Here is a 26,774-nt window from a genome sequence, read left to right on the forward strand (position 1 = left end):
TCATCGTCTCTCTCATGCAGGCAAACGGATGGTGGCATGCAGGCCGCCCTCCGGATGATTCTCCAATATCAGCTGGCCGCCATGCGCTTCGATCACGCCACGCGCGATGCCCAGGCCCAGCCCCAAGCCATTGTCATTCTGCTCGCGCCCATGCTCCAGCCGCACATACGGATCGAACAAGCTGGCCAGCGCATCCTCCGGCACGCCCGGCCCATGATCGCGCACCGCGATCGCCACCGCGCCGTCTTCGGCCCGCGTGCTGATCTCCGCGCGCTTGCCATAGTACAGCGCGTTGTCCAGCAGATTGCCAATCGCCCGCTTCAACGCCAGCGGCTTGCCGCGCACCGTCAATCCGGACTCCCGATATCCGACCTCATGCCCCGCCAGCCGCGCGCTGCGCACCAGGCGCCCCAGCAAGGCATCTAGCTTGATCTCGGCCGGGTTCTCATGAATGTCGCTATCCTTCACGCACTGCAAGGCGCCCTTCACCATCATATCCAGTTCGTCGAGGTCCTCCTCGAACTCATTGCGCAGCGCCTCGTCGTCCAACAACTCGGAACGCAGCTTGAGCCGCGTGATCGGCGTGCGCAAATCGTGCGAGATGGAGATGAACAGGCGCTCTCGATCCTCGATGTAGCGCTGGATGCGCTCCCGCATTGCGCTGAACGCGCGCGCCGTCTTGATGAACTCCCGGCTGCCCGTCTCCGGCAGCGGCGGCGTATGCTCGCCCTGGCCGAACGCGCCGGCCGCATCGGACAGCGCCGCCAGCGGACGCGTGATCGAGCGCACCACCAGCAGGCAAAGCAGCAGCACCACCGCCAGCGACAGGCCTTGCAGCGCCAGGCGGTCCCACGCCCACGGATCGTTCGCGCTCAGGAAATACGGATTGGGCATCAGGGCCGCCATGTACAACCAATTGCCCGGTTCAAGCTCGGTCTGGATCACCAGTATCGGCGCCGGCTCCGGCTTGACCAGCAGGATGTGCTGCACCCACGCGTCAGGCAGATCGCTCAGGTGCACCTCGTCCGACACCGCCAGTTGCTCGGGCCACGCGAACGCCAGGCGCGCGGCCGGCAGATGCGGCAAATCGCTTTTCAGCGCCGAAGCCAGCGTCGCCTTCACGCTGTCCGCCAACGGATGCGGCGCGATCTCTTGCACCGGCACGTAAGCATGATTGAGATTGACGAAGAAGCGTGTGCCGCCCATCTCGCGCATTTGCTGGATCACCAGCACGCGATAGCTGAGCGGCAGACTGCGGTAAAAGCGGATCGCCGCCGCAGCGCTATGCGCCACGTACCGCGCCGCCGATTGCGCCTCGACTTGCGCCTTGGCGCGCAGCTGCGCGGCCCAGATGGCGTTGGCCACCAGCTGCGTCACCAGCAGGCCGGCAACCATCACCAGCGTGAGGCGGCCCAGCAGCGACGCCGGCCAAAGACGCTTAAGCATGCGACACGTTGACTTCGGCCGAAAACACATAGCCGGCGCCGCGCACCGTCTTGATCAGCGCCGGCTGCTTGCCGTCGTCGTTGAGGCGCAGGCGCAAGCGGCTGATCTGTACGTCCAGCGAACGGTCGAGCGGGCCGGCGTCGCGCCCGCGCGTCTCCTCGCACAACACGCCGCGGTCCAGGATAACGCCGGGATGCTCGACGAAGTACTTCAACAGCTGGAAGTCCAGCCCCGTCAACGCCAGCGGCGCGCCGGCGCTGTCCACCACCTTGCGCTCCTTCAGGTCCAGCGTGAAGCCCACGAACCGGTAGTAGCGCACCGACGGCGCATCGACGGCGGTACGCCGCAATATCGCCTTGATGCGCGCCAGCAGCTCGCGCGGGCTGTATGGCTTGGCGATGTAATCGTCCGCGCCCAGCTCCAGGCCTACGACGCGATCCGTTTCGTCCGAACTGGCGGTCAGCATGATGATCGGCACGTTGGAGCGCTGGCGTACCTGCTTGCACAGCGCGAAACCGTCGGTGTCGGGCAGCATCACGTCCAGTATCACCATCGACAGCTGGTCGGCGTGCGTGTGCAGCTCGGCCAGAAAACTCTCGCCGTCATGCGACAGCACCACGTCGTACTGATTCTTCTCGAGATACGTCTTGAGCAGAACGCGGGTCTTTTGGTCATCGTCTACGATCAGTATCTTGCGCACCGAATGCTCCTTGACTTCTCAGGTTAAACAGCCGGAACAGCACCCCCAGGCGGCGCTGCGCCTCGGCCGGCGTGGTCCGGTCATCCAGAAAATACCGATGGATCTCGGCGATGATGGCGTCGCGGCTGGCCTCATCGGTCGCCATGCGGTGCACCAGGCTGGGCGCCTGCACCGCCGCGCCTTGCGCGAAGGTGGTCCACGAGGCGCGCGCGCAGCTGTCCATGCGTGCGGCATCCGCGTCGCGCCGCACCGGCACCGATCCCTTGTAGCCGTTGTATTCGACCTGCACCGGCGGCGACACCAGCAGGCGCGCCATCTTCTCCTGCGCCGCCATGTGGCGATAGTCGCCGGCGAACATGGTGAAGCTGTCCACGCTGTACAGGTGATACCTGCCGGTGCCGGGCGGCGCGCCGCAGGCGAAGTCCTCGTCCAGCGTCATGCCCTGGTCGCGTAACTCCGGCTTGGCCCAGTCGCCCATGATCATCATGGCCGCCTCGCGCCGCGCGAACTGGCGCGCCACCTCCGGCCACGAACGCTCTTCGATCTGGCCATTGGCCCAGCCCTTGATGATGCGCAGGCGCTGCAACGCTTCGGCCGTGCGCCTGTCCGCGGCGGCCGCAGGGTCGCGCCTGACGAACAGCTGGCGGTAGAACTCCGGGCCGCTCTCCGCCAGCAGCAGATTCTCGAACAGCGTCGCCACCTGCCATGCTTCGCTGCTGAGCGCCAGCGGCGTCACGCCGGCCGCCTTCAGCTTGTGGGCCGCGTCCTCGAAATCGGCCCAGCTTTGCGGCGGCGCGATGCGCAGCTGCGCGAACAAGGCGCGGTTGTAGAACAGGGTGTTGACGCGATGGATGCCGACCGGCGCCGCCACCACATGCCTGCGGTGCGTGACCAGCGCCTGTATGGTCGGGAACAGCGCGCCGTTCCAGTTGCCGGCGCTGGCGACGTTGTCGATCTCCAGCAGCAGCCCGAGATCCGCCCACTCCGCGATCGACACGCCGATCATCTGCGCCACCTCCGGCGCATCGCCGGCCAGCACGCGGCTCTTGAGCACCTTGCCGGCGCCCAGCCCCGCGCCGCCCGGAATGGCGGCGTCCTTCCATTCGATGCCCTCATCGGCCGCGCGCGCCGCCAGCGCGTTGGCGGCCTTGCGCTCCGACGGCGACGTCCACCAGTGCAGCACCTGCAGGGTCGCCGCGGCCTGCGCGGATGGCGCCAGCAGGCACGCGGCCAGCAGGCCGCAGATGGAACGTGTACGTAGGCGTATCACTCAGCATCCCAAATGGAAATAATGACACGATTGTAATAGAAAAAAGCCCGACGCCAAACAGCCAGTCGGGCTTGCGCCAAAACGAAAGCGGTGTCAGAACTTAATGCCGCTAAGTTAAGCCTTTTTTGACCGCAAACTGATGCGCCGTCATTCCCGCGCAGGCGGGAATGACGGCGCATAATTTAGCGGCATTACCGTCAGAACTTGGCTTTCAAACCGATGCTGTAGCGCGCACCGTTTTCGTACACGCCAACCGGCAAACCGTCGGTGGTATTGGTGCGGATGACCTCATTCCCGATGTTCACCGCCGTCAGGTACAGCGAGATTTTCGGCGTCACATCCCAGCTGGCCGAGGCATCCCACTGGCCATAGGCGCTGGTCACATCCTGGCCGCCCTCATCCAGCGCGCCATAGGATTTGGAACGGTAGTTGTACGACAAGCGCGCGCTATAGCCGTTCTTCTCCCAGAAACCAGTAATGTTGGCCTGGTTGCGCGAATTGCCGATCACATTCAGCTTGCGGCCTGCCGCGTTGGCACCAGTCTTGGCGTCGGTGAAGGTGTAGTTGACGATGGCGCCGAAGCCACTGCTGAAGGCCTGCTGCCACTGGATTTCCAGACCATTGACCGTGGCGCCGTTGTTGGCGTTGTACGGGCGGGTGACGGAGCGCGTCACGCCGGCCACGTTCTCGGTCGCGGTCTGGGTGTAGATGAAGGTATCCAGCTTCTTGGCGAACAGCGTGGCCGACAGCAGCGACGCGTCGGCGTAATACCACTCGGCGCCGATCTCGCCCTGATTGGCGTGGAATGGCTTAAGCAGCGGATTGCCAGCGGTGGCGGCGTTGGTGGTGCCACTGACCTCGGTACTGGCGCTCAAGTCGCTGTAGGTGTTACGCGCCATGACGCGCGCCACGGCACCGCGTATCAGCAGGTCCTTGCTGACGTTGTAGACGGCGTTCAGGTTGGGCAGCACGTCGGTGTAGCTGCGCTTCACGTCGCCCAGCACGTAGTTGCCGTTGCCGGTCAGGTCCTGGTAGGCTTCCGAGGTCTGGTCGGTCTTCACCACGCGGGCGCCGAAATCGCCGCGCCACTGGCCCACCGCGAAGTCGGCGCGCACGTAGGTGGCGTAGATTTTTTCCTTGATCTTGTAGTACTCGCCCTTGGCCTCGGCGTAGGTCATGGCCTTGTCGTACATCGGGAAGCCCTTGGAGTAGGCCAGGCCATCATCCACCCACGCATACTGCGTCAGCGAGCCGGCGGTGGCGGCTTCCTGGCTCAGCATCGGCGACGGGCCGGTCGACAAATCCGCCAGCGAGTAGGAGATCCAGCCAGGGCTGCCCGGACCGGCGGTGCCGATGGTGCGGCGGTTCTGCACCGTGGTGTCGCGCAGCTTGGCGCCGATCTTGATCGACTTGAAGAAGTCGCCGTTCAGGTCCAGCGTCAGGTCGCCCTGTGCGTAGTTCTCCTTGGTCTCCATGCGGCGGATCCAGTCACGAGCGCTTTGCAGCGTGAGTTTGCTCGGGTCCAGCGGGCTGATATCGAGGTACTTCACCTCGTAGGTATCGGGCGAGATGTTGAAGGTGGTGCGCGTATTCCCGACGAACCAGAAATTGCGGTCATGGCTGCTGCCGCCCGAACCCTTGGTGGTACCGGCCTGGCCGTGGAACTTCCAGTTGTCTGCGTCATAGGTGCCTTCCAGGTCCAGCACTTCCGACTTCACGTAGGACTGGCGGAAGATAGGCTCGAACGACACGCCGCCCGTAGGACCGACGGTGCCGCCGACCAGCGCCTTGGTGCCGTCCGAGGTGGTGATGAACTTGGGATTGGCGACCTGGATATTGCCCTTGGCATCCGCCAGGCCGCCCGCTTCCCACAGGTAGTTCTGGTTGCTGTTGTCCATGTCCATATCGGAGTTCATGTAGTTCAGCGTGATATCGGTATTGGCATTCGGGCGCGCCTGCAAGGTCAGGTTGCCGGTGGTGCGCTCGCGGTCCTGGCGGAAGATGGCCGAGCCGCCGCCCCATGAGGCATAGGCGCCCGGCGTCACCGCGCCGTTCTGGTCGACGATGTTGTACTTGGTCGAGTCGGTGAAGTTCTCCAGACCGTCGCGGCGCATGGTGCGTTTCTGCTTGCTGACGGCCAGCAGCGCGCCGAAGGTTTTCTGCTCGTTGGTCCAGCTCAGCAAGCCGGAAAATTGCGGATCGGTTTTCTTCGGCAGTTCGCTGTAGGTGGCTTCCACCGAGGCCTGCGCCACAAAGGGCTTCAGCTGGAACGGCTTGCGGGTCTTTACGTTGACCAGACCACCGATCGAACCCTCATCCAGGTCCGCCGATGGGCTCTTGTACACGTCGATGCTGCCGACCAGTTCCGACGCCAGGATGTCGTAGTTGAAGCCGCGGCTTTGCGAATCGTTCTTCCACCAGTAGCCGGAAGCCACGGCCTGGCCGTTCAGTTGCGTGAGGTTGAGGTTCTTGTCGGTGCCGCGCACGAAGATATCGCGGCCTTCGCCCCAGGTGCGATCGACCGAAATGCCCGGCACGCGCTGCAGCGAGTCGGCCACGTTCTTGTCGGGGAACTTGCCCACCTCCTCGGCGGTGACGGTGTCGATCACATTGCCCGCATCGCGCTTTTCCGCCAGATTGCGCTTGAGGCGTTCGCGGATGCCGCGCACCTCGACGGTGTTGGCTTCCGCAGCCGATACAGTGTTATCCGCCTGCGCGTGGACCTGTGGGGCAAAGGCCCCGCTCACGGCCAGCGCGATCACGTGAGGTAGTATTTTCTTCTTGAGTACCGGCTGTTTCATTAACGCTCTCCCTATTATTGAAAGTAAAAGAACCCCTTGAGTGTCAGGCGGTGCGCATCATGCCGCGCGCCGCAGACACCATATTTCCGGGACGCAGACGCCGCCGCGCCTCGCCCTTTTCGTCAAACACGTGGAAGGCGGTACTCTCGGCCGAGAAGGTGATGGGCTGTCCCGGCGCGACGTGGCGTTCGCCATCCCCGCGTATCACTACGTCTTCCCTGCCCTCATGGCTGACGTAGATGTAATTGGCTTCGCCCAGGTGTTCGACCACACTGACCTCGCCCGTGAAAATCTCCGAACCGCCGCGCGATTCGCTGATGTGTTCCGCCCGCAGGCCCAGCGTGATGTTTTCGCCGATACGCAAGCCGGCACCGTCCACCGCCGCGCGCACGGTTTCGCCGCTGCTCAACAGCGCGGTGACGCCGTTGGCGTGCGCTTCCAACACCGTGCCCGTCATGAAGTTCATCTTGGGCGAACCGATAAAGCCCGCCACGAACAGGTTGCGCGGCTGCTGGTACAAGTCCAGCGGCGAACCGGCTTGCTGGACGTGCCCCTCGTGCATGACGACGATCTTGTCGCCCAACGTCATCGCCTCCACCTGATCGTGCGTGACATAGACGATGGTGGCGTCCAGCTGGCGATGCAGCTTGGCGATCTCCAGCCGCGTTTGCACGCGCAACGCCGCATCGAGGTTGGACAGCGGTTCGTCGAACAAAAACAGCTGCGGTTCGCGCACGATGGCGCGGCCAATCGCCACGCGCTGCCGCTGGCCGCCAGACAGCTCGCGCGGCAGGCGCTCCAGCAAGTGATCGATCTTCAGGATGGCTGCCGCCTCGCTGATACGTTGCTTGATGGCCGTCTTGTCCTTGCCGGCCACCTTGAGGCCAAACGCCATGTTCTGGTACACCGTCATATGCGGATAAAGAGCGTAGCTCTGGAATACCATGGCGATGCCGCGTTCCGCCGGCGGCAGATTGTTGACGGTGCGCTCGCCGATTTTCATCGTGCCGCTGGTGATGCTCTCCAGGCCGCACAGCATGCGCAACAGCGTCGATTTGCCGCAACCCGACGGCCCGACCAGCACCACGAATTCCCCATGCGCGATGTCCAGGTCGATGCCGGCCAGGACGTCGGTCTTGCCGTCATACGATTTGCGCAGTTCTTTCAGACTTACACTTGCCATTGATGCCTTCTCCTTATTTCACAGCACCGGCCGTGAGGCCGCGTATCAGTTGGCGCGAGAACAGCGCGTACAGAATCAGCATCGGAATCACCGCCAGCGACAACGCGGCCAGCACCGAGTTCCAGTCCGTGACGTACTGCCCGATGAACTGCTGCACGCCCAGCGTGACGGTTTTGGTGCGGTCGGATGGCGCGAGGATAAGCGGGAACCATAAGTCGTTCCACGCCGGGATCATGGTGAACACCGCCACCGTCGCCATCGCCGGCCGGATCAGCGGCAGAATCACCTTGAAGAAGATGCTGATCTCGCCCACGCCATCGCAGCGCGCCGCATCCTTCAACTCGGGAGGCACCTGGCGCATGAATTCGGACAGGATCATCACCGCCAGCGGCAAGCCTTGTGCCGTGTACACCAGCACCAGCGCGGCCAGCGTGTTCACCAGCTCCAGCTTGACCATCAGCTCCAGTATCGACACCGTGCCAAGCCGGATCGGGATCATGATGCCGAACGCGATGAACAGCGCCAGCGCACGGTTGCCCATGAAGCGGTACTCCGACAACGCCCAAGCGGCCATGGCGCCAAACAACAGGATGAAGAACAGCGCCAGCACCGTCACGATCAAGCTGTTGCCGAAGTAAAGCAGGAAGTTGGTGCTGGCCAGTACCTTCTGGAAGCCGACAAAAGTCAGCGACTCCATGGTGGGCAGCGCCAGCGGATCATCGAAGATCGCCTCGCGCGTCTTGATCGAGTTAATCAGGATGAGCGCAATCGGAAACAGCGCCAGCACCGTGTACGCCATCAGGGCGCCATGTACCATCAGGCGGTTCTTCATAGCGCGAACCTCGTCAGGCGGCGCTGCACGCCAACAAAGTAGATGCCAACGCCGGCGAGGATCACCAGGAACATCAGGGTCGCCACCGCCGAACCGAGATAGGCATTGCCGACCTGCGCCTGGTATCCGAAGAAGGTCCGGTAGAACAAGGTGCCAAGGATATCGGTCGAATAATTCGGTCCCGCCAGCGCCCCCTTGATCGAATAGATCAAGTCAAACGCGTTGAAATTGGCGACGAAGGTCAGGATGGTGACGAGGCCCAGCGTCGGGTAGATCAACGGCAGCTTGATTTGCCAGAAGATGCGCATGGCGCTGGCGCCTTCCACGTGGGCCGCCTCCACGATTTCGTCCGGCACCGCCAGCAGCGCCGCGTAGATCAGCATCATCGGCATGCCGATGTATTGCCACACGGAGACCATCGAAATGGCCGCCAGCGCGCTCTCCTCCTCGCCCAGCCACGGCGCGAAGAAGTCCGCCAGGCCGGCAAAGCCCATCAGCTTCTCGCCCACGCCCCACAGCGGCGACAGGATCAGTTGCCAGATAAAGCCGATGATCACCACCGATAACAGCGTGGGCAGAAAGATCAGCGTGCGATAGGTGCGCGCACCGCGCAAGCCCTTCAGGCTAAACAAGGTCGCCAACAGCAGGCCTATCGGATTTTGCAGCAGCATGTGAATGCAAAAGAATTTGGCGTTATTGACCATGGCGTTCCAGAAGCCCGCCGACCAGTCAGGGTCCAGCAGCACCGTGCGGAAGTTCTGCAAGCCGGCGAAGGCCGCGTGGCCGTTGTCGTCGGCGACGAAGAAGCCCTGTCCCAAGGTCTGCGCCAGCGGCAGTGCGCTGAACAAGCCGTAGACCAGCAGGGCCGGCCCAAGGAACAACAGCAACTGCCACATCTTTACTTCATGCTTCAAGAGCACCTCCGGAATTCAGGAAAAAAGAACCGGCGCCGCGCCCGGCGCCGGCCCAACTGGATCACACACAATCGACGGGAGAGATGTAGTGTGACGCTACTTTTGCTGTGGTTTGTACCACTTGGCAAAACCGCTCTGCAGCCGCGCCGCCGCATCCTTTGGCGCCAGCTTGCCGTTCAAAACCTGCGCGTTGATGTTCCAAAGTTCGCTTTCCATGCTGGGCTGTCCGCGGTTCAGCACCTGCGCATTGAAGCGGATGGTCGAGGCGCAGCTGTTGCGCCACTCCGCCATCTGCTTGGCAACCGGGTCGCGCACCGAAATCAGGTGGTGCGACAGCGAGAAGAAGCCGGTCACGCGGTTGGTGTAGATGTCCGCGAACTCCTGCGAGCCCACCCATGCCAGGAACTTGAACGCGTCATCCTTGTTGCGCGATTTCCGGTTGATGCCGATGCCGATGTCCATGTGGTCGGAGATAAAACAGGCGTCGCCCGCTTTGCGCACCGGCGGCGCGAACGCGCCGAGTTCCAGTCCCGGCGTTTGGCTGAAATACGAGATGTCCCACGAGCCGGTTGGATAGATGGCGGCGCGGCCCAGCGCGAACTGGTTCTGGCTGTCGCCGTAGGTTTGGGCGCTGGCACCCCGCCCCATATAGCCGCCCATGCGCTGCTCGAACTGCAGCGCTTCCACGAACGGCGCGTCGGTCAGCTTGGCCTTGCCGGCGATAAGAGCCTTGCGCCCTTCCTCGCCACGCCAGAAGTTGGGACCGATATTGGTATAAACCATTTGGCTCGATTCCCACTGGTCGGCCGTGCCCAGCGCCAGCGGCGTGACGCCGGCTTTCTTCAACGCCTCCAGCAGCGCGAAAAATTCGTCCACTGTTTTCGGCGGCTGCAGGTTGAGCTTCTTGAAAATCTTCTTGTTGTACAAGAAGCCGTGAATCACCGACGCCACCGGCATGCAGAAAGTGTCCTTGCCATCGTCAGTCTGCCATGCCACGGTGGCGGTGGCCGGGAAGTTCTGCATCCCCGCCTTGCCGTCGAGTTTTTCGAGATGGCCTTTTTTGTAAAGTGCCAGCGACACGTCGAATGGACGGCAGGCGATCAGGTCGCCGGCGGTGCCGCCGGCCAACCGCGCGGCCAGGCTGGAGTCGTATTCGGTCGGCGCGGTCGGCGCGAATTTCACTTCGATGCCGGGATGGTTTTTCTCGAACGCGGGGATCAGCACTTTCTCCCACAAAGTCTTGTCGTCCACGCGCCAGCTTTCGATCACCAGCGTGCCCGCGCGGACATTTGTTGCGGAGAGCATGGCGAGCAGCAGAGCGGTGCTGATCTTGCGGCGGAGCGGCATTGATGTCCCTTTCATTACAACGATGGGACCATCCTAGCTTGCTTTTTCCGTAACAGCACCCACGCCCCGCCGCAATCTAAGTCATTGAATTGATTACTATCCCGCCCTGCCGCGATTACATTTCCTAACGCCGCAAGGTACGGCGGACGCGCGGGCTGCAACACTACGCAAGATACGCTTACAAAACTTAACAAAAAGGTGTGACGGCTGTTGCACAAAGACCGAGTTTAGTAAAAACAAAGAAACTTCCAGTCGTTTTCTGGATTCGTTTGACCTTGTTTTTTTTGCAGCAAATACTAAAAAAGCAAACAAAACCAAGGAGACGACATGCGACACACCACACAACAGACTTTGATTAGCCTGGCCGTCGCCAGCGCCTGCACGTTCATGAGCGCCGGCGCTCATGCGCAAGCCGGAAATGGCGCCAGCGGCGATGCACAAGCGGCGACCGCCGCCGCGCCCACCACGCCGCAAGACCAGATCCCGGAAGTGAAGGTCACCGCCACGCGCTATTCCACCTCGCTGCTGAAAACCCCGTTGGCGGTGACGGCGCTGAGCCAGGACCAGCTGACGCGCAAAGGCGCCACCAGCCTGCGTGACCTGAGCGGCGAGATGCCCAACGTGGTCATCGAGAACACCGGCCTCGATTCGGCGGTGCAGATCACCATTCGCGGCATCACCTCGACCAACTTCACCGAGACCGGCGACCCGGCGGTCGGCTTCCACGTGGACGGCATGTACTCGCCGCGTCCACAAGGCGCGCAGGCGCTGATGTTCGATCTTGAACAAGTCGAGGTGCTGCGCGGGCCGCAAGGCACGCTGTTCGGTCGTAACTCCACCGGCGGCAGCGTCAACGTCATCCCGGCCAAACCAGATTGGACCGGCAACTACGGCAAGGCCGATCTGGATCTGGGCAACTACGACAAGAAGCAAATCAATCTGGTGCAGAACGTGGTGGTCAACGACTCGCTGGCCCTGCGCGGCACCTTCATGAAAGTGAAGCGCGACGGTTACGCACACCAGACGCGCGACGTCAGCGAGGCCAACGCGCCGGCGCTGGGTTGGGTCCCGAACGGCAAACCGGACGTCGACCAGCGCTTCAACCGCTACGTCGGCCCGAGCGAGTACTACACGAATCAGAACGAGTGGGCCGGCCGTCTGAGCGCCCTGCTGAAGATCAATCGCGACGTCACCGCCAAGGCGTCGTATGAAGAGTTCCAGGACTCCAGCGCTGGCGGCGCCGCGTTCCGCGATTGCGAGGCCGGCGCCGGCACGCGTTACGCCTGCACCGACCAGGGCAAGTGGGACATCAACGTCAACGTGCCCGGCCACATCGACATGAAGATACGCACCCTGCGCACCGGTGTGAACTGGAATATCAACGATCATACCAACTTCGACTACACCTTCCAGATCGCCGATCAACGCCGCAACGAGATCACCGATGACGACAAGGGCTTGCAGAACGCCGCACCATTCCAGATCAACGGCGCCTACCCGAACTCCGCGGATGGCAACTGGGGCACCTGGCCGCTGACCGACTCCTTCCACCGCACGCTGGATTCGCGATACCTGTCAACTGTGCACGAAGCCCAGCTCAAGCAGCAACTGGGCAGTGTGAAATACGTGGCCGGCCTGTTCTGGATGCACGAACGGAACAACATCGACTACGAAATCACCAACACCATCCAGAAGCCTTATGGTGACGTCGGCAGCGTGTTGTATCACCAGCCTAACCGCCAGGTGGATGCGAAGGCCGCCTTCGCGCAGGCCGACTGGCAGTTCATGCCGACGTGGACCGCCACCGCCGGCGCGCGCTACAGCGTGGACAGCAAGGAGGACAAGGGCGGCGAAGTGTATGGCGCCAACTGGATCGGCAATCCGGCCTACTACAACGGCTGGTACTCGCAAGGCACGCCGGGCACGCCGGGCTTCCACGTCCACGATGGCACCGACCTGTCGCCGGGCATGGGCGGCAGTGTGGCGGCCTATCATCTGTATGGTTCTCCAACCTCCAACGACCACAAACAGACTTGGAACAAGGTGACCTGGCGCCTCGGTCTGCAAAAGCAGATCGACAACAACAAGATGGTGTATGGTTCCATCTCCACAGGCTACAAGGCCGGCGGCTTCGCCGACAAGACCGATAGCTGCAACTACCACAAGTGCGCGGACGGCAAACCGGGCGTGGTCACCTTCCTGCCGTACGAACCGGAGACCGTCACCAACTATGAACTGGGCTTCAAGGGCAAGTTCCTGGAGAACCGCTTGAGCCTTTCGGCGACGGCCTTTTTCATGAAGTACAAGGGCATGCAGCTGACCGGCACTTACTTCGTCAACCAGATCATCCCGGACAACGGCCTGCCTTGCCCGGCCGACCAGCCGAAGTGCGACGTGTATGAAACCTGGCGCACCATCAACGTCGGCAAGGTGAATATTCCCGGCCTGGAGCTGGAGTGGGATTACAAGCCATGGCGCGGCGGCCGTATCGGCGGTGGTTTCGCCTACATCAACACCAGTGTGCACGACTTCAATTCGTACAGCGACGATTATCAATGCGACGTGCGTACCGAACTTGGTCTGCCGGCTTGCCCCGCGGTGTACAACGGCCCTGACAAGACGCTGCTGGGCCGCCGCCTCGCCAACATCGAGGGCAATCACCTGCCGAACACGCCGAAGTATCAGTTCAACATCAACTTCTCCCAGGAGTTCGGGCTGGATAACGGCTACAAGCTGATTCCCTATGTGAAGGTGAACTGGCGCGACAAGGCTTACTTCGATCTGCTGAATTCCGACTTCGCGCACATCGGCCGCTATCAGAAGGCGTATGCGATGACCGACGCGTCGGTGCGGTTCGAGGCTCCGGAGGACAAATGGCACGCGGAGCTGTACGTGCGCAACCTGACCGACGAGCATGCGAAGACCAGCACCGATTCGGCCTTCGGCGGCTTCATGCGTGCCTATTACGTGGAGCCGCGCATGTATGGCTTCCGCATCGGCGCCAACTTCTAAGCTTTACTTCTCACCAGCTCCAGCCAGGCGCGCGCGGCGAATGAAAGATGCGCGCCGCGCCGCCAGGCCAGCATGAGCTTCCAATCCAGGGCCGGCTCCTCCAGCTTCGCGATGGTGAACTGGCCCTGCTCCAAAGTGTCGCAGAATACCTTCGGCAGCAGCGTGATGCCCACGCCCAGCCGCACCAGCGACGCCACGAAATCCCATTGGCCGCTACGGCTGCTGATGCGCGGCGTGAAGCCGGCGCGCTGGCAGGCATCCGCGATGATGTCGTTCAGGGCGAAGCCTTCGCCGTAGAAAATGAAGGCGCTGTCGGCCAGTTCGCGCAGCTTGACGCGCTTGCGGCCCTGCCACGCCGAGTCTCTGGGCGCGAGCAGGCACATAGGTGAACGCACCAGCGGAAACGAGTCGAAGTCCTGCCAGATATGCTGGTTGGCGGCATGATCGAGCAAGGTGCCCATTTCCAGCACGCCGCTACGCAAGTCTGTTTCGATGCCGTGCGAGCCACCCTCGAATAGTTTGAGTTCGATCTGCGGATGGCGGCGGTGATAGGCGGCCAGCAGCGGCGCCAGCGGTGCGTGCGCCTGCTGGGTGACACCGATGCGCAGGTCGCCGCGCCGCAGTTGCTGCAGGTCCGCCAGTTCCACGCCCATCTCCTCGTGCATGGCCAGCAGCGCGCGTCCGCGTTGCAGAACGATCTGGCCGGCGTCGGTCAGGGTGAAGCGCTTGCCGGCGCGCTCCAGCAGCGGCAGGTCGAGCGACTGTTCCAACTGCTGAATCATCTTGCTGACGGTGGGCTGGGTGACGTACAGCGCTTCGGCGGCGCGGCTGAAGCTTTGATGGTCTACCACGGCGACGAAATAGCGCAATGCGCGGATGTCCATGATGCATTCCATTTACGAATGATTTTTATAATTTTAATTCATTTTATCTTTGATTCCAGCTTGCCTAGAATGGTGGCATGAAACGCATAGCCTTTACATTAATGCAGGTGCTCGGGCTGATCGCGGCGTGGTATGCGGCGGACCGCGCGTCCGCCTGGCTGGGATTACCCTTCTCTGGCGGCTTGGTCGGCCTGATCGCCGTGGTCGCGCTGCTGCGGAGCGGCATGCTGCGTCCGGCCGCCATCGAGCATGGCGCGGACTGGCTGCTGTCGAACATGCTGCTGTTCTTTATTCCCTTGGTGGTGTCGGTGGTGCAGTTCACCGGTTTGCTGAAGGCGGATGGTCTGCGCCTGTTCGCCGCCATCGGCTTAGGTTTTATCAGCGTGCTGCTGGCGACGGCGTTCACGGTGGAGTGGGTGTGCCGCTTTGAGCGCGGCCGCCGCCTGCGTCATCTGCGAGCGCGGCGAGGCCTGTCGTGAAGCCGCTGCTTTACCTGCTGTTGACATTGAGCCTGTTTTACGCCAACCAGGCCTTGCATCGGCGTTATCCGCACTGGTGGCTGACGCCAGCCATCGCCACCTCGGCGGTGCTGATCGCGGTGGTGCAGCTGTCGTCAACGCCCTTCCCTGTCTACTTTGGCGACACGCGCTGGCTGTCCTGGCTCCTCGGCCCGGCCACGGTGGCGTTTGCGCTACCGATCCATCAGTACCGCGATCTGGTGCGGCGTCACTGGCTGGCGCTGACGCTGGGCAGCCTGGCCGGCATCGTCGCGTCACTGGCCAGCACGCTGCTGCTGGACCGGCTGCTTGGCCTGCACGGCAGCATCGCGCAAAGCCTGCTGGCACGCTCGGTGTCGACGCCATTCGCGCTGGAGGCCACGCGGCATCTTGGCGGCTCGGCGCAATTGACCGGCGTGTTTGTGATTATTACCGGCCTGTTTGGAATTCTGCTCGGGCAGGTGCTGCTGGCGCGGCTGCCGCTGCGCATGCGGATCGCGCGTGGAGCGCCGTATGGCGCCGCGGCCCATGGCTTTGGCTTGAGCAAGGCGCGCTCGATCGGGCCGCAGGAAGGCGCGGTCGCCAGCCTCACCATGATTTTCAGCGGCGTGCTGATGGTGCTGCTGGCGCCCGTGATCGGGCATCTGCTTACCAGTGCATGACGGCGCGCACTTGCGGCAGCAGGTCGTTGACGATGCTGACGTTCTGTTCTTTGGTCGGGTGGCCGTCGATGGCGTCGCCGGGATAGCCGGTGGAGGCGATGGCATCCACACGCTGGTCGCCAACGCGCCGCACCGTCTCCGCGATGTAGTCGCGTAGCGCGGCCTGTTTCTCATCGCGCAGGATGCCGCCTTCAGTCAGCATGATTTGCGCCTGCCGATGGTCTTGCAGCAGCGTGCGCACCAGCGATACGTAGGCTTGCACGTATTGTTCGCGGTCCGGTATGCCGACGGTCATGTCATTGGTGCCGATGGCGACCAGGATGGCGTCCGGACGGTAGTCGTTCTGGTTCCATGGTACGGACGTGGGTTGCGTGGGCAGCGCCATACCGTAGTAGTCGGCCAGATTGAGTTCGTCGGTCTTGCCTTCCCATGTGCGGACCAGGCCCCGGCCGCCGTAGCAGACCAGTTGTACTTGCGCGTTAAGCTGCCTGGCCATCAGCATTCCGTAGCTTGCGCGCGGATTGGCCCAGGAAGCGCCGGATTTTTCGCCGGCCACGCGGTCGATCGAGGCGCCGCAGGTGACCGAGTCGCCCAGCAAGAGCAGCTTGCGCGCCGGCAGCGTTGGCGCGGCTTGCCATGTGCCGTCGGTGTCGAAGGACAGCAGCGCGGCATTGCCCTGCCAAGTTTCGGAGCGATTGACGATTTCCACCGTGTGCCTGCCGGAAGCCAGGCCTTCCGCCAGCGTCACCGTTTGCCGGCCGGCGGCCAGCCGCAGCTTGCGCGCCGCGCCGTCCACGATCACGTCGAGATAGGTCTGGTCGCCGCTGGCCTGCGCCTCGGCGTTCAAACGCGTACCCTCGAAGTTCAGATAGAAGCTGACACCCGGATAGCTGAAACGCACCCCGCCATCCGCGTCCAGCGCCGCCCGCCCCATGCGGGCGACATGCGGGTCGCTCGCGGCGATGACGCTGCCTGCCACAGCGGAGGTCACGCCCGCAGTCATGAAGGCGATGGCGATTGCCGCGCGCGTGGCGGCCAGACATGGATGCATGGCTTACTCCATCAGTTTGCGTATATCCGGCAGCATGGCGTCCGACCAGATCTGGTAGCCCTTGGCCGTCGGATGGAGGAAATCACCCATCACTTCCGCCGACATATCGCCGTTCGGTTGCAGGAACTGCCTGCCGTAGTCGTGATACAGCACCTGCTTGCCATCGCCCAGCGTCGCGATCATGCGATTCATCTCCGCCACCTGCAGGCGCTGCGGGCTGGTTGGGTACTGCCCATACGGCAGCACCGCGTTCAGCAAAATGCGCGACGATGGATACAGCTTGCGCAACTGCGTCACCACCGCCTTGACGCCCTCAAACGCCTGCTCCGGCGTCGCACCGCAGAAGCCGAGGTTATTCACGCCGACAGTCAGCACCACCAGCTTCGGGTGCAGCTTGTCCGCATGCCCGTTCTGCAGGCGCCACAGCACATTACCCGTGTGATCGCCGCCGATGCCGAAGTTCGCCGCACGCCAGCCGCCGAAGGACTTGTTCCAGATTTCCTGATTCCAGCCCTCGGTAATCGAGTCGCCAACGAACAGCAGATCGACGTCGCCCTTGTCGGCCACCGCCACGTCTTCCCTGAACATCTTCTGCCACTTCTCGCGCGACATCCAGTGATAGTCGATCTTGCGCGGCTCCGGCGTCAGGCTGCACGCCGCGCCATCGCCCGCCAGCCCGGACTTGTTGTCCACCGCCAGCGACTGCGGCGCCACGTTCCAGCCGCGCAGCTCCAGTTTTACATCCCCTTCCGCCTTGAAAACCGCCTTCACCGTGCGGCTTTCGCCCGGCGGCAGCGTGACGTAGTTGTCCGAATAGTAGACAGGCAGCACGCGCGCGCCGTCCGCCTTCAACAAGGTCAACTTGCCGGCCAGCGCCGGCACGCCGTTACGGTTTTGCAGCGTAACCTCCAGCTGACGCTCGCCTTCCTTCTCCGCCTTGCCCCAGCGTGCCGTCACGCTCAGCGGCACTTGCGGCAGCTGGTTCAAGGCCTGGCGATCCCGCGGCGTCGCGCCCGGCCAGTAGATATTCTGCGAGACCAGCTGGTTGCCGGCATCGCGCAAGCTCAAACGCACGATCAACAGCTTATGCTGCGCCAGCAGCGCATCGAGGCCGATATCGAGCGGCGCGGAGACGCCACCGGCGGGCGCCGACACCGGCACATTGGTGCCGCCCACCAGCTTGCCGTCCGCCGTCCATGCCACCCACGTCAACGTGGCGTCTTTCAAGGGCGCCTGCGGATTGTTCACCACGACGACGCGATGATCCGGCAGATTCATTTGCACGTGCACCGGCTCCGCCGCACTCTTCACGCCATAGAAAGCCGCATGGGTATCGTAATCGTGGCTCAGGATCTGCCACATGGTGCTCGGCCATGCCGGCTGCGTCATCCACAGCATGCGGCCCGAGTTCTGTGTCCACAGCCCTGCGTTCATGCCCTCGAAAATGGCGCGATGGCTTTCGTAGTTCATCAGCTGCGCCTTGCGTTCGAAGTCCGCCAGCGAGGCCGGCGCACCATACTCTGTCTCCATCGCCTGGTTGAAGGTCTTCACGCCGCCATTGCCGTCCGGATGCCAGTCGTGATATGCCACCGTATCGCCCAGCGGCCACAGATCGGTGGCCGGAACGGCGGCCTTGATGGACTCCAGCGTCGGGAAGGACTGTGTGCCGACTTCCACCGAGAAGCCTTTGGCATGATCAGTGAAATAACTGGCGGCCGGCTGGTAGTTATACGGGCCGCTGTTTTGCAGGTTAACGCGATTGGAACTGCCGGTGTACCAGCGCGTGCCATCGAGCTTGTAGATCATGGCTTCCAGCTGCTCGTTCAGCACCGGTTGTGGCACACCTTCATTGCGGCCGAACCACAGCACCACCGACGGGTGATTGCGGTAGCGTCGCACCACGTCGCGCGCGTTTTCCATGAACAGATTGACGTCCTGCGGCTCCAGGTTGTAGTCCTGCGTGGAAGCCCAGAAGTCGTTCAGCACCATCAAACCATATTCATCGGCCAGGTCGAAGAACGCGTCCTCGGTGTTCTGCCCCACCCAGTTGCGGATGATGTTGACGTTTGCGTCCCGGTGCTGGCGGAAGTATGGTTCCAGCCGTTCGCGTTCGATGCGCTTGCGCCAGTCTTCCGTGCCCCAGTTGCCGCCGCGCGCCGCGATGCGCACCCCGTTCACCTTGATGACGAGGAATGGACTGAGCGTGGTATCCGGCAGCGCCTTGATGGCTGCCGTTCCGTCGGCCTCCGCGCGCAGGCTGGTGGCCCAGTTGTTATCGGCCAGTTTCCTGATCGCCTGGTGACTGCCATCGGTAATGCGTACGCCGAGCTCACGGCCCTTGGTGAAATCCGCCTCGACGCGACGCAGATGGCCGCCCTGGTCCACCAGCGACAGCTCGTAGGTCACCGCGCGCACGCCGAAGCGGGTGTTGCTGGCATCGGACAGCTGTTTGCCCTGCACCGCTTCCAGTTTCAGCTCGTGCAGGTCCGGGGCGCCGTAACCGTTGGGCCACCAGAGTTTAGGATTCTTCAGAATCAGCTTGTCGAAGCGGACGTTTTGCTGTCCAGGCGCCAGCGTGACTTCCTTGCTGATCTGGACCGGCTTCATGCTGCCGTCGCGGCGAGAGATGGTGGCGCGCACGGTGGTGCGTTGCGCCGTCTTCGACAAGTTGATGACCGGGACTTCGATGCTGATCTCCGCCTCGCTGTTGTCGGCTTTGGGCAGCGCGGTGATGACGTGGGCATCGCCCAGTTTCAGGTCGTGCGTGGCGTGCAGGACCACGTCCTGCCACAGGCCGGTGTTACGGTCGCGGACGGACGGAATCCAATCCCAGCCCTCGGCGGCGATGAAGGTGGGACCATCTTGCGCCAGCGTGCCGCCGTTCTCGCCGACGCCGGCGGTCATCGACTCCTCCTGCGGAATGCCGGGATGCGGCGGAGGCGAGACCTTGACGGCGATGACGTTCTGGCCTTTGGCCTTCAGGTATGGACTGAGATCGAAGGTGCCGCGCACGAAGGCGCCCTTCATTCCGCCCAGTTTGCGGCCGTTGATCCACACTTCGGCTTCGTAGTTCACGCCCTTGAAGGTGACGAACAGGTGCTGGCCCGGCTTGAAGCCGGCCGGCAGCTCGAACGGGCTGCGATACCAGTAATCCTGTTTGTTCAGTTGTTCGGGGATGGCGAGGTTGTTCAGGCCATAATCCGGGTCCGGATAGACGCCACGGTCCACCAGCGTGGTGAGCACGGTGCCGGGCGTGGTGGTGGCGTACCAGCCCTCGGCGTTAAAGCCAGCCGAGGAGATCTGCTCCGGCGTCGCGCGGACTTCAGGCGCGGCCCGCAGCTTCCAGGACTTGAGCGTCCAGAGGTTGAAGGCGTTCTGCGCCAGCGCGGGGCCGTCGTAGGCCGGCTTGGCGACCGGCGCTTGCAGCGGTGAGCCGGATTTCGGCAACGTCCAAGGATCTTGCGGTGCGAGTTGGCCATACATCTGGCGGACCTGGATCGGCCACGATGGGCTGCCCGTTTCGAAGTTGATCAGCGACTCCTTGGGCGGGGTGGCCGATGCGGCGCGCAGCGCGTCCGCGTCCAGCGCCGTGCCGGTAACGACGAAACCGGCAATGCGGCCCGCGTACCCCATCAACGCCTTGCTGCGCGGCCCGAGCGATACTTGCGCCACAGCGCCCGCGCTGTCCACCGCCTCGCCGGACAACGCGACATCATGCCGGGCGATGGCCGCGCCGTTGGCGTAGAGGGTGATCTGCTTGCCGTCGTAGCTGGCCGCGAGGTGCGTCCAGGCGTTGGCCGGCAACGTCAGCGGCGAGACGACTTCCGTACCGTAGCCGCAGAAGCCGAACTTGCCGTCCACGCTGCACAGGAACCATCCCGTTCCGGCCCGCGCGCCGGTCACGCCGGCGATCAGCGTGCGTCCCACGGCAGGTTCACTTGGCTTGAACCAGCCACTCAAGCCGAATGGCTGTACCGCCGCCGTGCCGAAAATCCCGCCCTGCGTGACTTTCTTCAGCAAGCCATCACTGGCCGACGGGAACTCCGCGTTATAAGGCCCCCACTGCGCCCCCGCCTGCGCGGCGGCGGAGGCCAGCGCCATCAACACCATCAACTTGCGGCTCATGTCTATCCTCGCGCCTTCAGGCGCAACAACAGCACGCTGTGCGGCGCGAGTTTCGCGTCCAGCTTGCGGGAAGTATCACCCGACTTGCCGGCCCAGATATCACGCCAATTGTAGACAGCCTTCTTGAAGTCGATCTCGCGCTTGCTGACGTCATCGCTGACAAAATGGGCTTTCCAATCGTAGTTCAGCGTCACCGGCTTCTCGTCGCGATTCAGCACCAGCACCGCCCACTCGCCGTCGGCCATCGGCCTGGCCCAGTACTCAAGCTTCCCTTCGCTGAAGAACTTCCAGGCCGGGATGCCCAGCTTGTCCTGGCTGATCGCGATCACATCCTTGTTGGTCAGGATGCGGCGCGTGGAATCGGGCATGCTGCGCAGGTCATTCCCCAGAATCAGCGGCGACGCCAGCATCGCCCACAGCGCGAAGTGCGCGCGGTCCTCGTCCTCCGTCATGCCCATGCCGACTTCCAGCATGTCCATGTCGTTCCAATGACCCGGCCCGGCGTACTTGCGCAAGCCGGCCTGCTTGTCGAGAATCCGCATCACGCCATAGCGCGCGAACGAATCGTGATTCAGCTCGCAATCCCAGCACGGATAGATATCCCCGGTGGTGCGCCACGAATGGCCGATATCCTTCGCCCACTCCCACGGCTTGTTGTCGCCCCATTCGCACATGCTGAACAACATCGGCCGCCCGGCGCTGCGGATGGCGTCGCGCATGGTGGTGTAGGCGCCGACCGCGCTCAGGCCCTTGCTGTCGCACCAGTCGTACTTGACGTAGTCCACACCCCAGGCGGCGTAGGTGATGGCGTCTTGGTACTCATGCCCACGGCTGCCCGGATGGCCGCCGCAGGTGGTGGCGCCCACGTCCGAGTAAATGCCCAGTTTGAGCCCTTTGCCGTGCACGTAGTCGGCCAGCGCCTTCATGCCGGACGGGAAGCGCTCCGGATTGGGGTGGATAACGCCATTGGCATCGCGCTTGCCATGCCAGCAATCGTCGATGTTGACGTATTCATAGCCGGCGTCCTTGAGGCCCAGCTTGACCATGGCGTCCGCGGTGTCGCGGATCAGCTGTTCGTTGATATCGCAGGCGAACGAGTTCCAGCTGTTCCAACCCATTTGCGGCGTGGCCGCAAGGCCTTCGAACTTCTGGGCGTGGGCGCCTGCGCTGGCGGCCAGCGCCAGCAGGATGAGTGCGCGCTTCATCGTTTGATCGCGTGCAGACGGTCGGCGTATTCTTTGATCAGCAGCAGCGACGTCACGTCGGAATCAAAGACCGAATACAGGCCCTGTTCTTCCTGCGGCGGATCGCCGACGAAGTCATTGCCCGGCTTCCACCAGTAGTCCGCGTTGGCCGCGCGGCCGGCGCCGCCCCATGCCCAGAAATTGAAGCCGGCGATAGGATCGCCCTTGGCGGCGCGAGTGGCCACGATGTCGAATACCTCGCGATAGAAGCGGTCGCGGATCTTGGTGGTGGCCTTGATGCTGAACGACGGGCCGTCACGGTCCAGTCCAAACTCTTCCAGCACGATGGGCTTGCCCAGCTTCTTGGCCAGCTCGATGTGCGAATTCAGGTAATCGCGGCTCTTGGCGATGGCGTTATCCCAGGTGCCGGTCGGATTGTTGGAATCGAACCAGCCCCAGTTCTTCGGCCACAGGTGGTAGGTCAGGTAATCGATGTTCTTGGTGCGGTGCGCGTCAAGGTACAGCTGCGCATCCTGCGCCGAACCGGTCAGGCCCTCGCTGCCGCTGCTGACCAGGTGATTCTTGTCCAGGCTATGGATGTAGCCCGCCACATCGTCCACCCACTTGACGTAGACCGCCTTCTCTTCCGGCGTGGCGTTGCCATTGCCCGGACGCGGCTCGTTCGCCAGCTGCCAGGACAGGATGTGCGTATCTTCGCTGTATGGCTTGCCGGTGATGGTGTTCACGCGCTTGACGATCTTGGCGATGACGTTGCGGTACTCGGCCTGCGCGGCGGCGTTGCGGTAGAAGCCAGCGGTCTTCTGCATGTAGGTGTCGTAGTCCTTGGTCACGTTCGGGTCCAGCGCCGGTGTGCCTTCAAACCAGTTCAGGTACTGCGTCATGCCGCCAGACCATTGCCAGAAGTTGTTCAGGTAAAGCACCACGGTCATGTCGCGCTTGGCCACTTCCGCCATCAGGAAGTCCAGGCCGGCCAGCAGGTTCTCGTCGTACTGGCCCGGCGCGTTGGTGGTGGCCGGGCTGACGGCGCTCTTCATCTCGGTTTTCTCGGACACCGCCAGCACGCGCAGGTTGTTGATGCCGATGGCCTTCATGTTGTCCAGTTCTTTCAGCAGGCGGGCGCGCTCGCCCACGCCGCTGGCCGCGCCGAGGTAGCCGCCGTACCAGAAGTTGGCGCCGACGATGTAGTAGGCCTGGCCCTTGCGGGCGAAGTGGGTGTTCTTCACGGTGACGAAGTCGCCCTTGGCGGCGGGCGCCGCTTCAACGATGCCGCATGCGCCGATCATCATGGCCGCGGCGCAGAATTTGTACAGTTGTTTCAAGTCTCGCTCCTTGGTGTTATTTGCCGCTCACGTTCAGCGTGCGCTGCGGCAGTTGTACGGTGATGCTGCTGGCTTTCGGGTCCGCCGCGTCCTGCGCCAGCAGTACCTTGTAGCCGCCCTTGGCGATGCGCCAGGTTTTGCTGCGGCTGTCGAACACGCCCAGCAGGCGCGGATCGACGGTCACGCTGACTTGCTTGCTCTCGCCCGGCGCCAGCTCCACCTTGTCCCAGCCGGCCAGGCGCTTGGGCGCCTCCCACTTGGCCTTGAGCGGCGCCACGTACACCTGCGGCACGTCCTTGCCCTTCACCGCGCCGGTGTTGGTGATCTTGAAGCTCACCGACAGTTTGCCATCCTTCTGGCTGGCCGTCAGGCCGGAATACGCGAACTGCGTGTACGACAGGCCGTGGCCGAACGGGAACAGCGGCTTCAGGCCCTTGAGGTCGAACCATTTGTAGCCGACCGCCGCGCCCTCATGATAATTGACGGTGAAGCGCGCGGCCTCGTTTTTCGGATCGCCATCCAGCTTGGGACGCGGCAGCTGGCTTTCCGAGGCCGGGAAGGTCGCCGGCAAGTGGCCCGATGGATTCACTTCGCCAAACAGCACGCGCGCGATCGCCTCGCCGCCGGCGGTGCCTGGATACCAGGCCTGCAGGATGCCGGCCGCCTGATCCACCCACGGCATCAGCACCGGGCCGGAAGTCTCCAGCACCACCACGGTTTTCGGGTTGGCCTTGGCCACCGCGCCGATCAGCGCATCCTGATTGTCCGGCAAGGCCAGCGACACCGCGTCCAACGCCTCGCCGACCCACTGCTGGGCAAACACCAGCACCACGTCGGCGTCGGCGGCGGCTTGCGCCGCGGCGGCGGGATCGCGTCCGTCGTTGAACACCACCTGCGCGCCCGGCGCCCGCGCCTGGATCGCCTTCATCGGCGAGGACGGGTGATACACCACAGGCCCCGGCCACACGGTCGGCGCGATGCCCGGCACCGCGTTGCCGCCGATCGGATACACCAGCGACGAGCCGCCACCGGCCAGCACGCCGACGTCCGCATGCGCGCCGATGATGACGATCTTCTTCGCGCCGGCTTTCAGCGGCAGCACATCGCCGGTGTTCTTCAGCAGTACCATGCCCTCTTCCGCGTCGGCACGGCTGACCAGATTGTGCGCGGCGTAGTCGATCGCGCCGCCTTCCGCCACCGGGTTGTCGACCACGCCCTTGTCGAACATGGCGCGCAACACACGGAACACCATGTTGTCGAAGCGCGCTTGCGACACGTGGCCATTGGTCACCGCCTCTTCCAGCGCGCCGCCAAAGTACTGCGATTTATCGAACTCCCAGCCGGACTGCTGATCGAGGCCGGCGTTGGCCGATTCCACCGTGCTGTGGGTCGCGCCCCAGTCGGTCATGACGTAGCCTTTGTAGCCCCAGTCTTTTTTCAGGACCTGGTTCAGCAGGTAATCGTTCTCGCAGGCGTAGACGCCGTTCAGGCGGTTGTACGAGCACATGACCGAACCGGGATCGGCCTGCTCCATCAGGAACTGGAACGCCAGCAGGTCGGACATGCGGTTGCTGGCATCGTCGAGACGCGCATCCACCACGAAGCGGCCGGTCTCCTGGTCGTTCACCGCGTAGTGCTTCATGGTGGCGATGATGTTGTTCGACTGGATGCCCTTGACCTGTTGCGCCACCATGGTGCCGGCCAGCAGCGGATCCTCGCCCGCGTATTCGAAGTTGCGGCCATTGCGCGGCTCGCGCAGCAGATTGACGCCGCCGGCCAGCATGACGTTGAAGCCGGAGGCGCGCGCCTCGGCGCCGATCATGGCGCCGCCCTGATAGGCCAGCTCGCGGTTCCAGGTCGCGGTGGTGGCAAGTCCGGACGGCAGCGAGGTGCGCTCGCGCGGCGTCTTGGTGGCTTGCGTGGCCACGCCCAGGCCCGCATCGGTTTCAAACAGCGCCGGCAGGCCGAGACGCGGCACGCCTTCGATGTAGCCGGCCGAGAAAGGCAGCGCGGCCGGATGCTTCTTGGTCTTGTTGCCGAAGTCCGAACCGAAGTGGCCCAGCACCCAGCGCAGCTTTTCCTGCTGCGTCATCGCCTGCAGGGCCAGCTCCGCGCGCTTGTCGGCGCTCAGCGATTTATCCATCCACGGTTCCGCCGCCTGCGCCGACATCGCGGCCAGGGCGAGCGCGATCGCCAGTTTCAACTTCATACAGTCTCCTTGTTGTTATACATGCCGGCGTATTTCAGGCCGAAGTACAGAATAAACGTATAGCAGGCGGCAGGCACGAAGAACGACCATTGCAGGCCGATGGTGTCCGCCAGCAGGCCTTGCGCGAACGGCACCAGCGCGCCGCCGACGATGGCCATGCACAGGATGCCAGAACCCTGGCCGGTTTGCTTGCCCAGTTTGTGCAGGGCCATGCTGAAGATGGTCGGGAACATGATGGAGTTGAACAGCCCCACCGCGATGATGGACCACATGGCCAGCTGGCCGCTGCCGAAGATCGCCGTCAGGATCAGGATGATGGAGGCGGCCGAGTTGAAGGCCAGCGCCTTGCCTGGGCTGACGTAGCGCATCACCGCAAAGCCGATGAAGCGGCCGATCATGGCGCCGCCCCAGTAGTAGCTGACATAGTGCGCGGCCGCGCCGGCCGGCAGGCTGGCGACGTTGGCGTCGCCCAGGAAGTTGATCAGGAAGCTGCCGATGCTGACCTCTCCACCCACGTACAGGAAGATGCCGATGGCGCCCAGCAGCAGATGGCGATGCGCCAGCACGCTGGTCTCCACGCTGGTGGCGACATCATCGTCGGCGTGGCTGATCTTCGGCAGGCGCACCAGCGCGAACAACATGGCCAGCGCCAGCAGCGCTCCGGCCAACGCCAGGTAAGGCCCCTGCACCGCCGCCGCTTCCTCGGCCTTGGTGCGCACTACGTCGGTCACGCCTTCCGACAAGATCAGCATGCCGCCCAGCGCCGGGGCGATGGTGGTGCCCAGCGAGTTGAAAGCCTGCGTCAGCGTCAGGCGGCTGGAGGCGGTGGCGGGAGCGCCCAGCACCGTCACGTACGGATTGGCCGCGACCTGGAGGATGGTGATGCCGCTGGCCAGCACGAAGAACGCCAGCAGGAACAGCGCGTAGCCGCTCGTCGACGCCGGGAAGAACAGCGCGCAACCGGCCGCCGCCAGCACCAGCCCACTGACCGCGCCGCGCTGGTAACCGATCTTCTTGATCAGCATCCCCGCAGGCAGCGAAACGATGAAGTAGGCGCCGAAGAAGCAGAACTGCACCAGCATGGCCTGCACGTAGTTCAGCGTGTAAATCGACTTCAGATGCGGAATCAGCACATCGTTTAGCGATGTCAGTAATCCCCACATGAAGAACAGCAGTGTGATGATGATGAGCGGGACCGTGTTCCCGCCGTCGGCGTGGCCGTGCGGGCGCACAGTTGCGGATGCAACGTGTTCCATGAGCGTCTCCTCGTATGGATGGTTTTTGTATTAATGAAAAGATTCTGCATAGTTGGCGCCG

General features: G+C 63.3%; 18 protein-coding genes. 3 read left to right on the plus strand and 15 right to left on the minus strand.

All coding sequences use genetic code 11. The features are described 5' to 3' along the window. Window positions 1-12: 12 nt before the first annotated feature. The 8 genes from FHW83_RS02625 to FHW83_RS02660 all read right to left on the minus strand — a co-directional run bounded on the left by FHW83_RS02625 (window position 13) and on the right by FHW83_RS02660 (window position 10,493). A complete protein-coding gene (locus FHW83_RS02625) occupies window positions 13-1,446 on the minus strand; it encodes an ATP-binding protein (RefSeq protein WP_229223989.1) in 1,434 nt (477 codons plus the stop codon). Beyond that, on the minus strand, window positions 1,439-2,146 hold the full coding sequence (locus FHW83_RS02630) for a response regulator transcription factor (protein ID WP_176644780.1): 708 nt from the start codon (window positions 2,144-2,146) through the stop codon (window positions 1,439-1,441). Before FHW83_RS02630 ends, FHW83_RS02625 begins: the two co-directional genes overlap by 8 nt. Further along, the gene (locus tag FHW83_RS02635) at window positions 2,118-3,416 is read right to left on the minus strand and encodes an ABC transporter substrate-binding protein (RefSeq protein WP_373997156.1); all 1,299 of its coding nucleotides are present in this window, start codon (window positions 3,414-3,416) and stop codon (window positions 2,118-2,120) included. The genes FHW83_RS02630 and FHW83_RS02635 overlap by 29 nt, the downstream gene beginning before the upstream one ends. Window positions 3,417-3,613: 197 nt before the next feature. Then, window positions 3,614-6,217, minus strand: coding sequence for a TonB-dependent receptor (locus tag FHW83_RS02640; protein ID WP_176644781.1), 2,604 nt, complete (start codon window positions 6,215-6,217; stop codon window positions 3,614-3,616). A gap of 43 nt (window positions 6,218-6,260) precedes the next feature. Then, the gene (locus tag FHW83_RS02645) at window positions 6,261-7,400 is read right to left on the minus strand and encodes an ABC transporter ATP-binding protein (RefSeq protein WP_176644782.1); all 1,140 of its coding nucleotides are present in this window, start codon (window positions 7,398-7,400) and stop codon (window positions 6,261-6,263) included. Between the two features lie 13 nt (window positions 7,401-7,413). Further along, window positions 7,414-8,232 carry a carbohydrate ABC transporter permease gene (locus FHW83_RS02650; protein WP_176644783.1) on the minus strand — a complete coding sequence of 273 codons (819 nt, stop codon included), beginning with the start codon at window positions 8,230-8,232 and terminating at the stop codon, window positions 7,414-7,416. Next, the gene (locus FHW83_RS02655) at window positions 8,229-9,128 is read right to left on the minus strand and encodes a carbohydrate ABC transporter permease (protein WP_176644974.1); all 900 of its coding nucleotides are present in this window, start codon (window positions 9,126-9,128) and stop codon (window positions 8,229-8,231) included. Before FHW83_RS02655 ends, FHW83_RS02650 begins: the two co-directional genes overlap by 4 nt. A 114-nt stretch (window positions 9,129-9,242) precedes the next feature. Beyond that, the gene (locus FHW83_RS02660; RefSeq protein WP_176644784.1) at window positions 9,243-10,493 is read right to left on the minus strand and encodes an ABC transporter substrate-binding protein; all 1,251 of its coding nucleotides are present in this window, start codon (window positions 10,491-10,493) and stop codon (window positions 9,243-9,245) included. A gap of 327 nt (window positions 10,494-10,820) precedes the next feature. On the opposite strand from FHW83_RS02660, the gene FHW83_RS02665 reads away from it, so the two are divergent. After that, on the plus strand, window positions 10,821-13,505 hold the full coding sequence (locus FHW83_RS02665) for a TonB-dependent receptor (RefSeq protein ID WP_176644785.1): 2,685 nt from the start codon (window positions 10,821-10,823) through the stop codon (window positions 13,503-13,505). On the opposite strand, the gene FHW83_RS02670 is transcribed toward FHW83_RS02665, so the two are convergent. Then, a complete protein-coding gene (locus tag FHW83_RS02670) occupies window positions 13,502-14,389 on the minus strand; it encodes a LysR substrate-binding domain-containing protein (RefSeq protein WP_176644786.1) in 888 nt (295 codons plus the stop codon). The two genes, FHW83_RS02665 and FHW83_RS02670, sit on opposite strands and share 4 nt — an antisense overlap. A 77-nt stretch (window positions 14,390-14,466) precedes the next feature. Here FHW83_RS02670 and FHW83_RS02675 point away from each other — a divergent pair, with 77 nt between their 5' ends. Together FHW83_RS02675 and FHW83_RS02680 are read left to right on the plus strand one after the other, a co-directional pair. Beyond that, entirely contained in the window at window positions 14,467-14,868 is a 402-nt protein-coding gene (locus tag FHW83_RS02675) for a CidA/LrgA family protein (protein WP_176644787.1), read from the plus strand. Next, a complete protein-coding gene (locus tag FHW83_RS02680) occupies window positions 14,865-15,548 on the plus strand; it encodes an LrgB family protein (protein WP_176644788.1) in 684 nt (227 codons plus the stop codon). The genes FHW83_RS02675 and FHW83_RS02680 overlap by 4 nt, the downstream gene beginning before the upstream one ends. On the opposite strand, the gene axe2C is transcribed toward FHW83_RS02680, so the two are convergent. From axe2C to FHW83_RS02715, 6 genes are read right to left on the minus strand one after another with little or no spacing between them, the layout of a single operon-like run. Then, complete coding sequence (gene axe2C / locus FHW83_RS02685) at window positions 15,535-16,599, minus strand: bifunctional acetylxylan esterase/glucomannan deacetylase AxeC2 (RefSeq protein ID WP_176644789.1); 1,065 nt, start codon at window positions 16,597-16,599, stop codon at window positions 15,535-15,537. The two genes, FHW83_RS02680 and axe2C, sit on opposite strands and share 14 nt — an antisense overlap. 3 nt (window positions 16,600-16,602) lie before the next feature. Then, window positions 16,603-20,724, minus strand: coding sequence for a GDSL-type esterase/lipase family protein (locus FHW83_RS02695; RefSeq protein WP_218105922.1), 4,122 nt, complete (start codon window positions 20,722-20,724; stop codon window positions 16,603-16,605). Window positions 20,725-20,726: 2 nt separating this feature from the next. Then, on the minus strand, window positions 20,727-21,929 hold the full coding sequence (locus FHW83_RS02700) for a glycoside hydrolase family 27 protein (protein ID WP_176644790.1): 1,203 nt from the start codon (window positions 21,927-21,929) through the stop codon (window positions 20,727-20,729). Next, a complete protein-coding gene (locus FHW83_RS02705) occupies window positions 21,926-23,248 on the minus strand; it encodes a cellulase family glycosylhydrolase (protein ID WP_229223991.1) in 1,323 nt (440 codons plus the stop codon). The genes FHW83_RS02700 and FHW83_RS02705 overlap by 4 nt, the downstream gene beginning before the upstream one ends. Before the next feature lie 16 nt (window positions 23,249-23,264). Continuing rightward, on the minus strand, window positions 23,265-25,457 hold the full coding sequence (locus FHW83_RS02710) for a beta-glucosidase (RefSeq protein WP_176644791.1): 2,193 nt from the start codon (window positions 25,455-25,457) through the stop codon (window positions 23,265-23,267). Continuing rightward, window positions 25,454-26,713 carry a sugar MFS transporter gene (locus FHW83_RS02715; protein WP_176644792.1) on the minus strand — a complete coding sequence of 420 codons (1,260 nt, stop codon included), beginning with the start codon at window positions 26,711-26,713 and terminating at the stop codon, window positions 25,454-25,456. Before FHW83_RS02715 ends, FHW83_RS02710 begins: the two co-directional genes overlap by 4 nt. Window positions 26,714-26,774: the final 61 nt, after the last annotated feature.

The organism is Duganella sp. SG902 (genome assembly GCF_013376005.1).
Taxonomy (GTDB): Bacteria; Pseudomonadota; Gammaproteobacteria; order Burkholderiales; family Burkholderiaceae_D; genus Rugamonas.

Excerpts from the sequence above, each read along its gene's own strand:
- FHW83_RS02625 (WP_229223989.1), bottom strand. The coding sequence starts at position 1,446 with ATGCTTAAGCGTCTTTGGCCGGCGTCGCTGCTGGGCCGCCTCACGCTG.
- FHW83_RS02640 (WP_176644781.1), bottom strand. The coding sequence starts at position 6,217 with ATGAAACAGCCGGTACTCAAGAAGAAAATACTACCTCACGTGATCGCG.
- FHW83_RS02645 (WP_176644782.1), bottom strand. The coding sequence starts at position 7,400 with ATGGCAAGTGTAAGTCTGAAAGAACTGCGCAAATCGTATGACGGCAAG.
- FHW83_RS02650 (WP_176644783.1), bottom strand. The coding sequence starts at position 8,232 with ATGAAGAACCGCCTGATGGTACATGGCGCCCTGATGGCGTACACGGTG.
- FHW83_RS02655 (WP_176644974.1), bottom strand. The coding sequence starts at position 9,128 with ATGTGGCAGTTGCTGTTGTTCCTTGGGCCGGCCCTGCTGGTCTACGGC.
- FHW83_RS02660 (WP_176644784.1), bottom strand. The coding sequence starts at position 10,493 with ATGCCGCTCCGCCGCAAGATCAGCACCGCTCTGCTGCTCGCCATGCTC.
- FHW83_RS02665 (WP_176644785.1), top strand. The coding sequence starts at position 10,821 with ATGCGACACACCACACAACAGACTTTGATTAGCCTGGCCGTCGCCAGC.
- FHW83_RS02670 (WP_176644786.1), bottom strand. The coding sequence starts at position 14,389 with ATGGACATCCGCGCATTGCGCTATTTCGTCGCCGTGGTAGACCATCAA.
- FHW83_RS02675 (WP_176644787.1), top strand. The coding sequence starts at position 14,467 with ATGAAACGCATAGCCTTTACATTAATGCAGGTGCTCGGGCTGATCGCG.
- axe2C (WP_176644789.1), bottom strand. The coding sequence starts at position 16,599 with ATGCATCCATGTCTGGCCGCCACGCGCGCGGCAATCGCCATCGCCTTC.
- FHW83_RS02695 (WP_218105922.1), bottom strand. The coding sequence starts at position 20,724 with ATGAGCCGCAAGTTGATGGTGTTGATGGCGCTGGCCTCCGCCGCCGCG.
- FHW83_RS02700 (WP_176644790.1), bottom strand. The coding sequence starts at position 21,929 with ATGAAGCGCGCACTCATCCTGCTGGCGCTGGCCGCCAGCGCAGGCGCC.
- FHW83_RS02710 (WP_176644791.1), bottom strand. The coding sequence starts at position 25,457 with ATGAAGTTGAAACTGGCGATCGCGCTCGCCCTGGCCGCGATGTCGGCG.
- FHW83_RS02715 (WP_176644792.1), bottom strand. The coding sequence starts at position 26,713 with ATGGAACACGTTGCATCCGCAACTGTGCGCCCGCACGGCCACGCCGAC.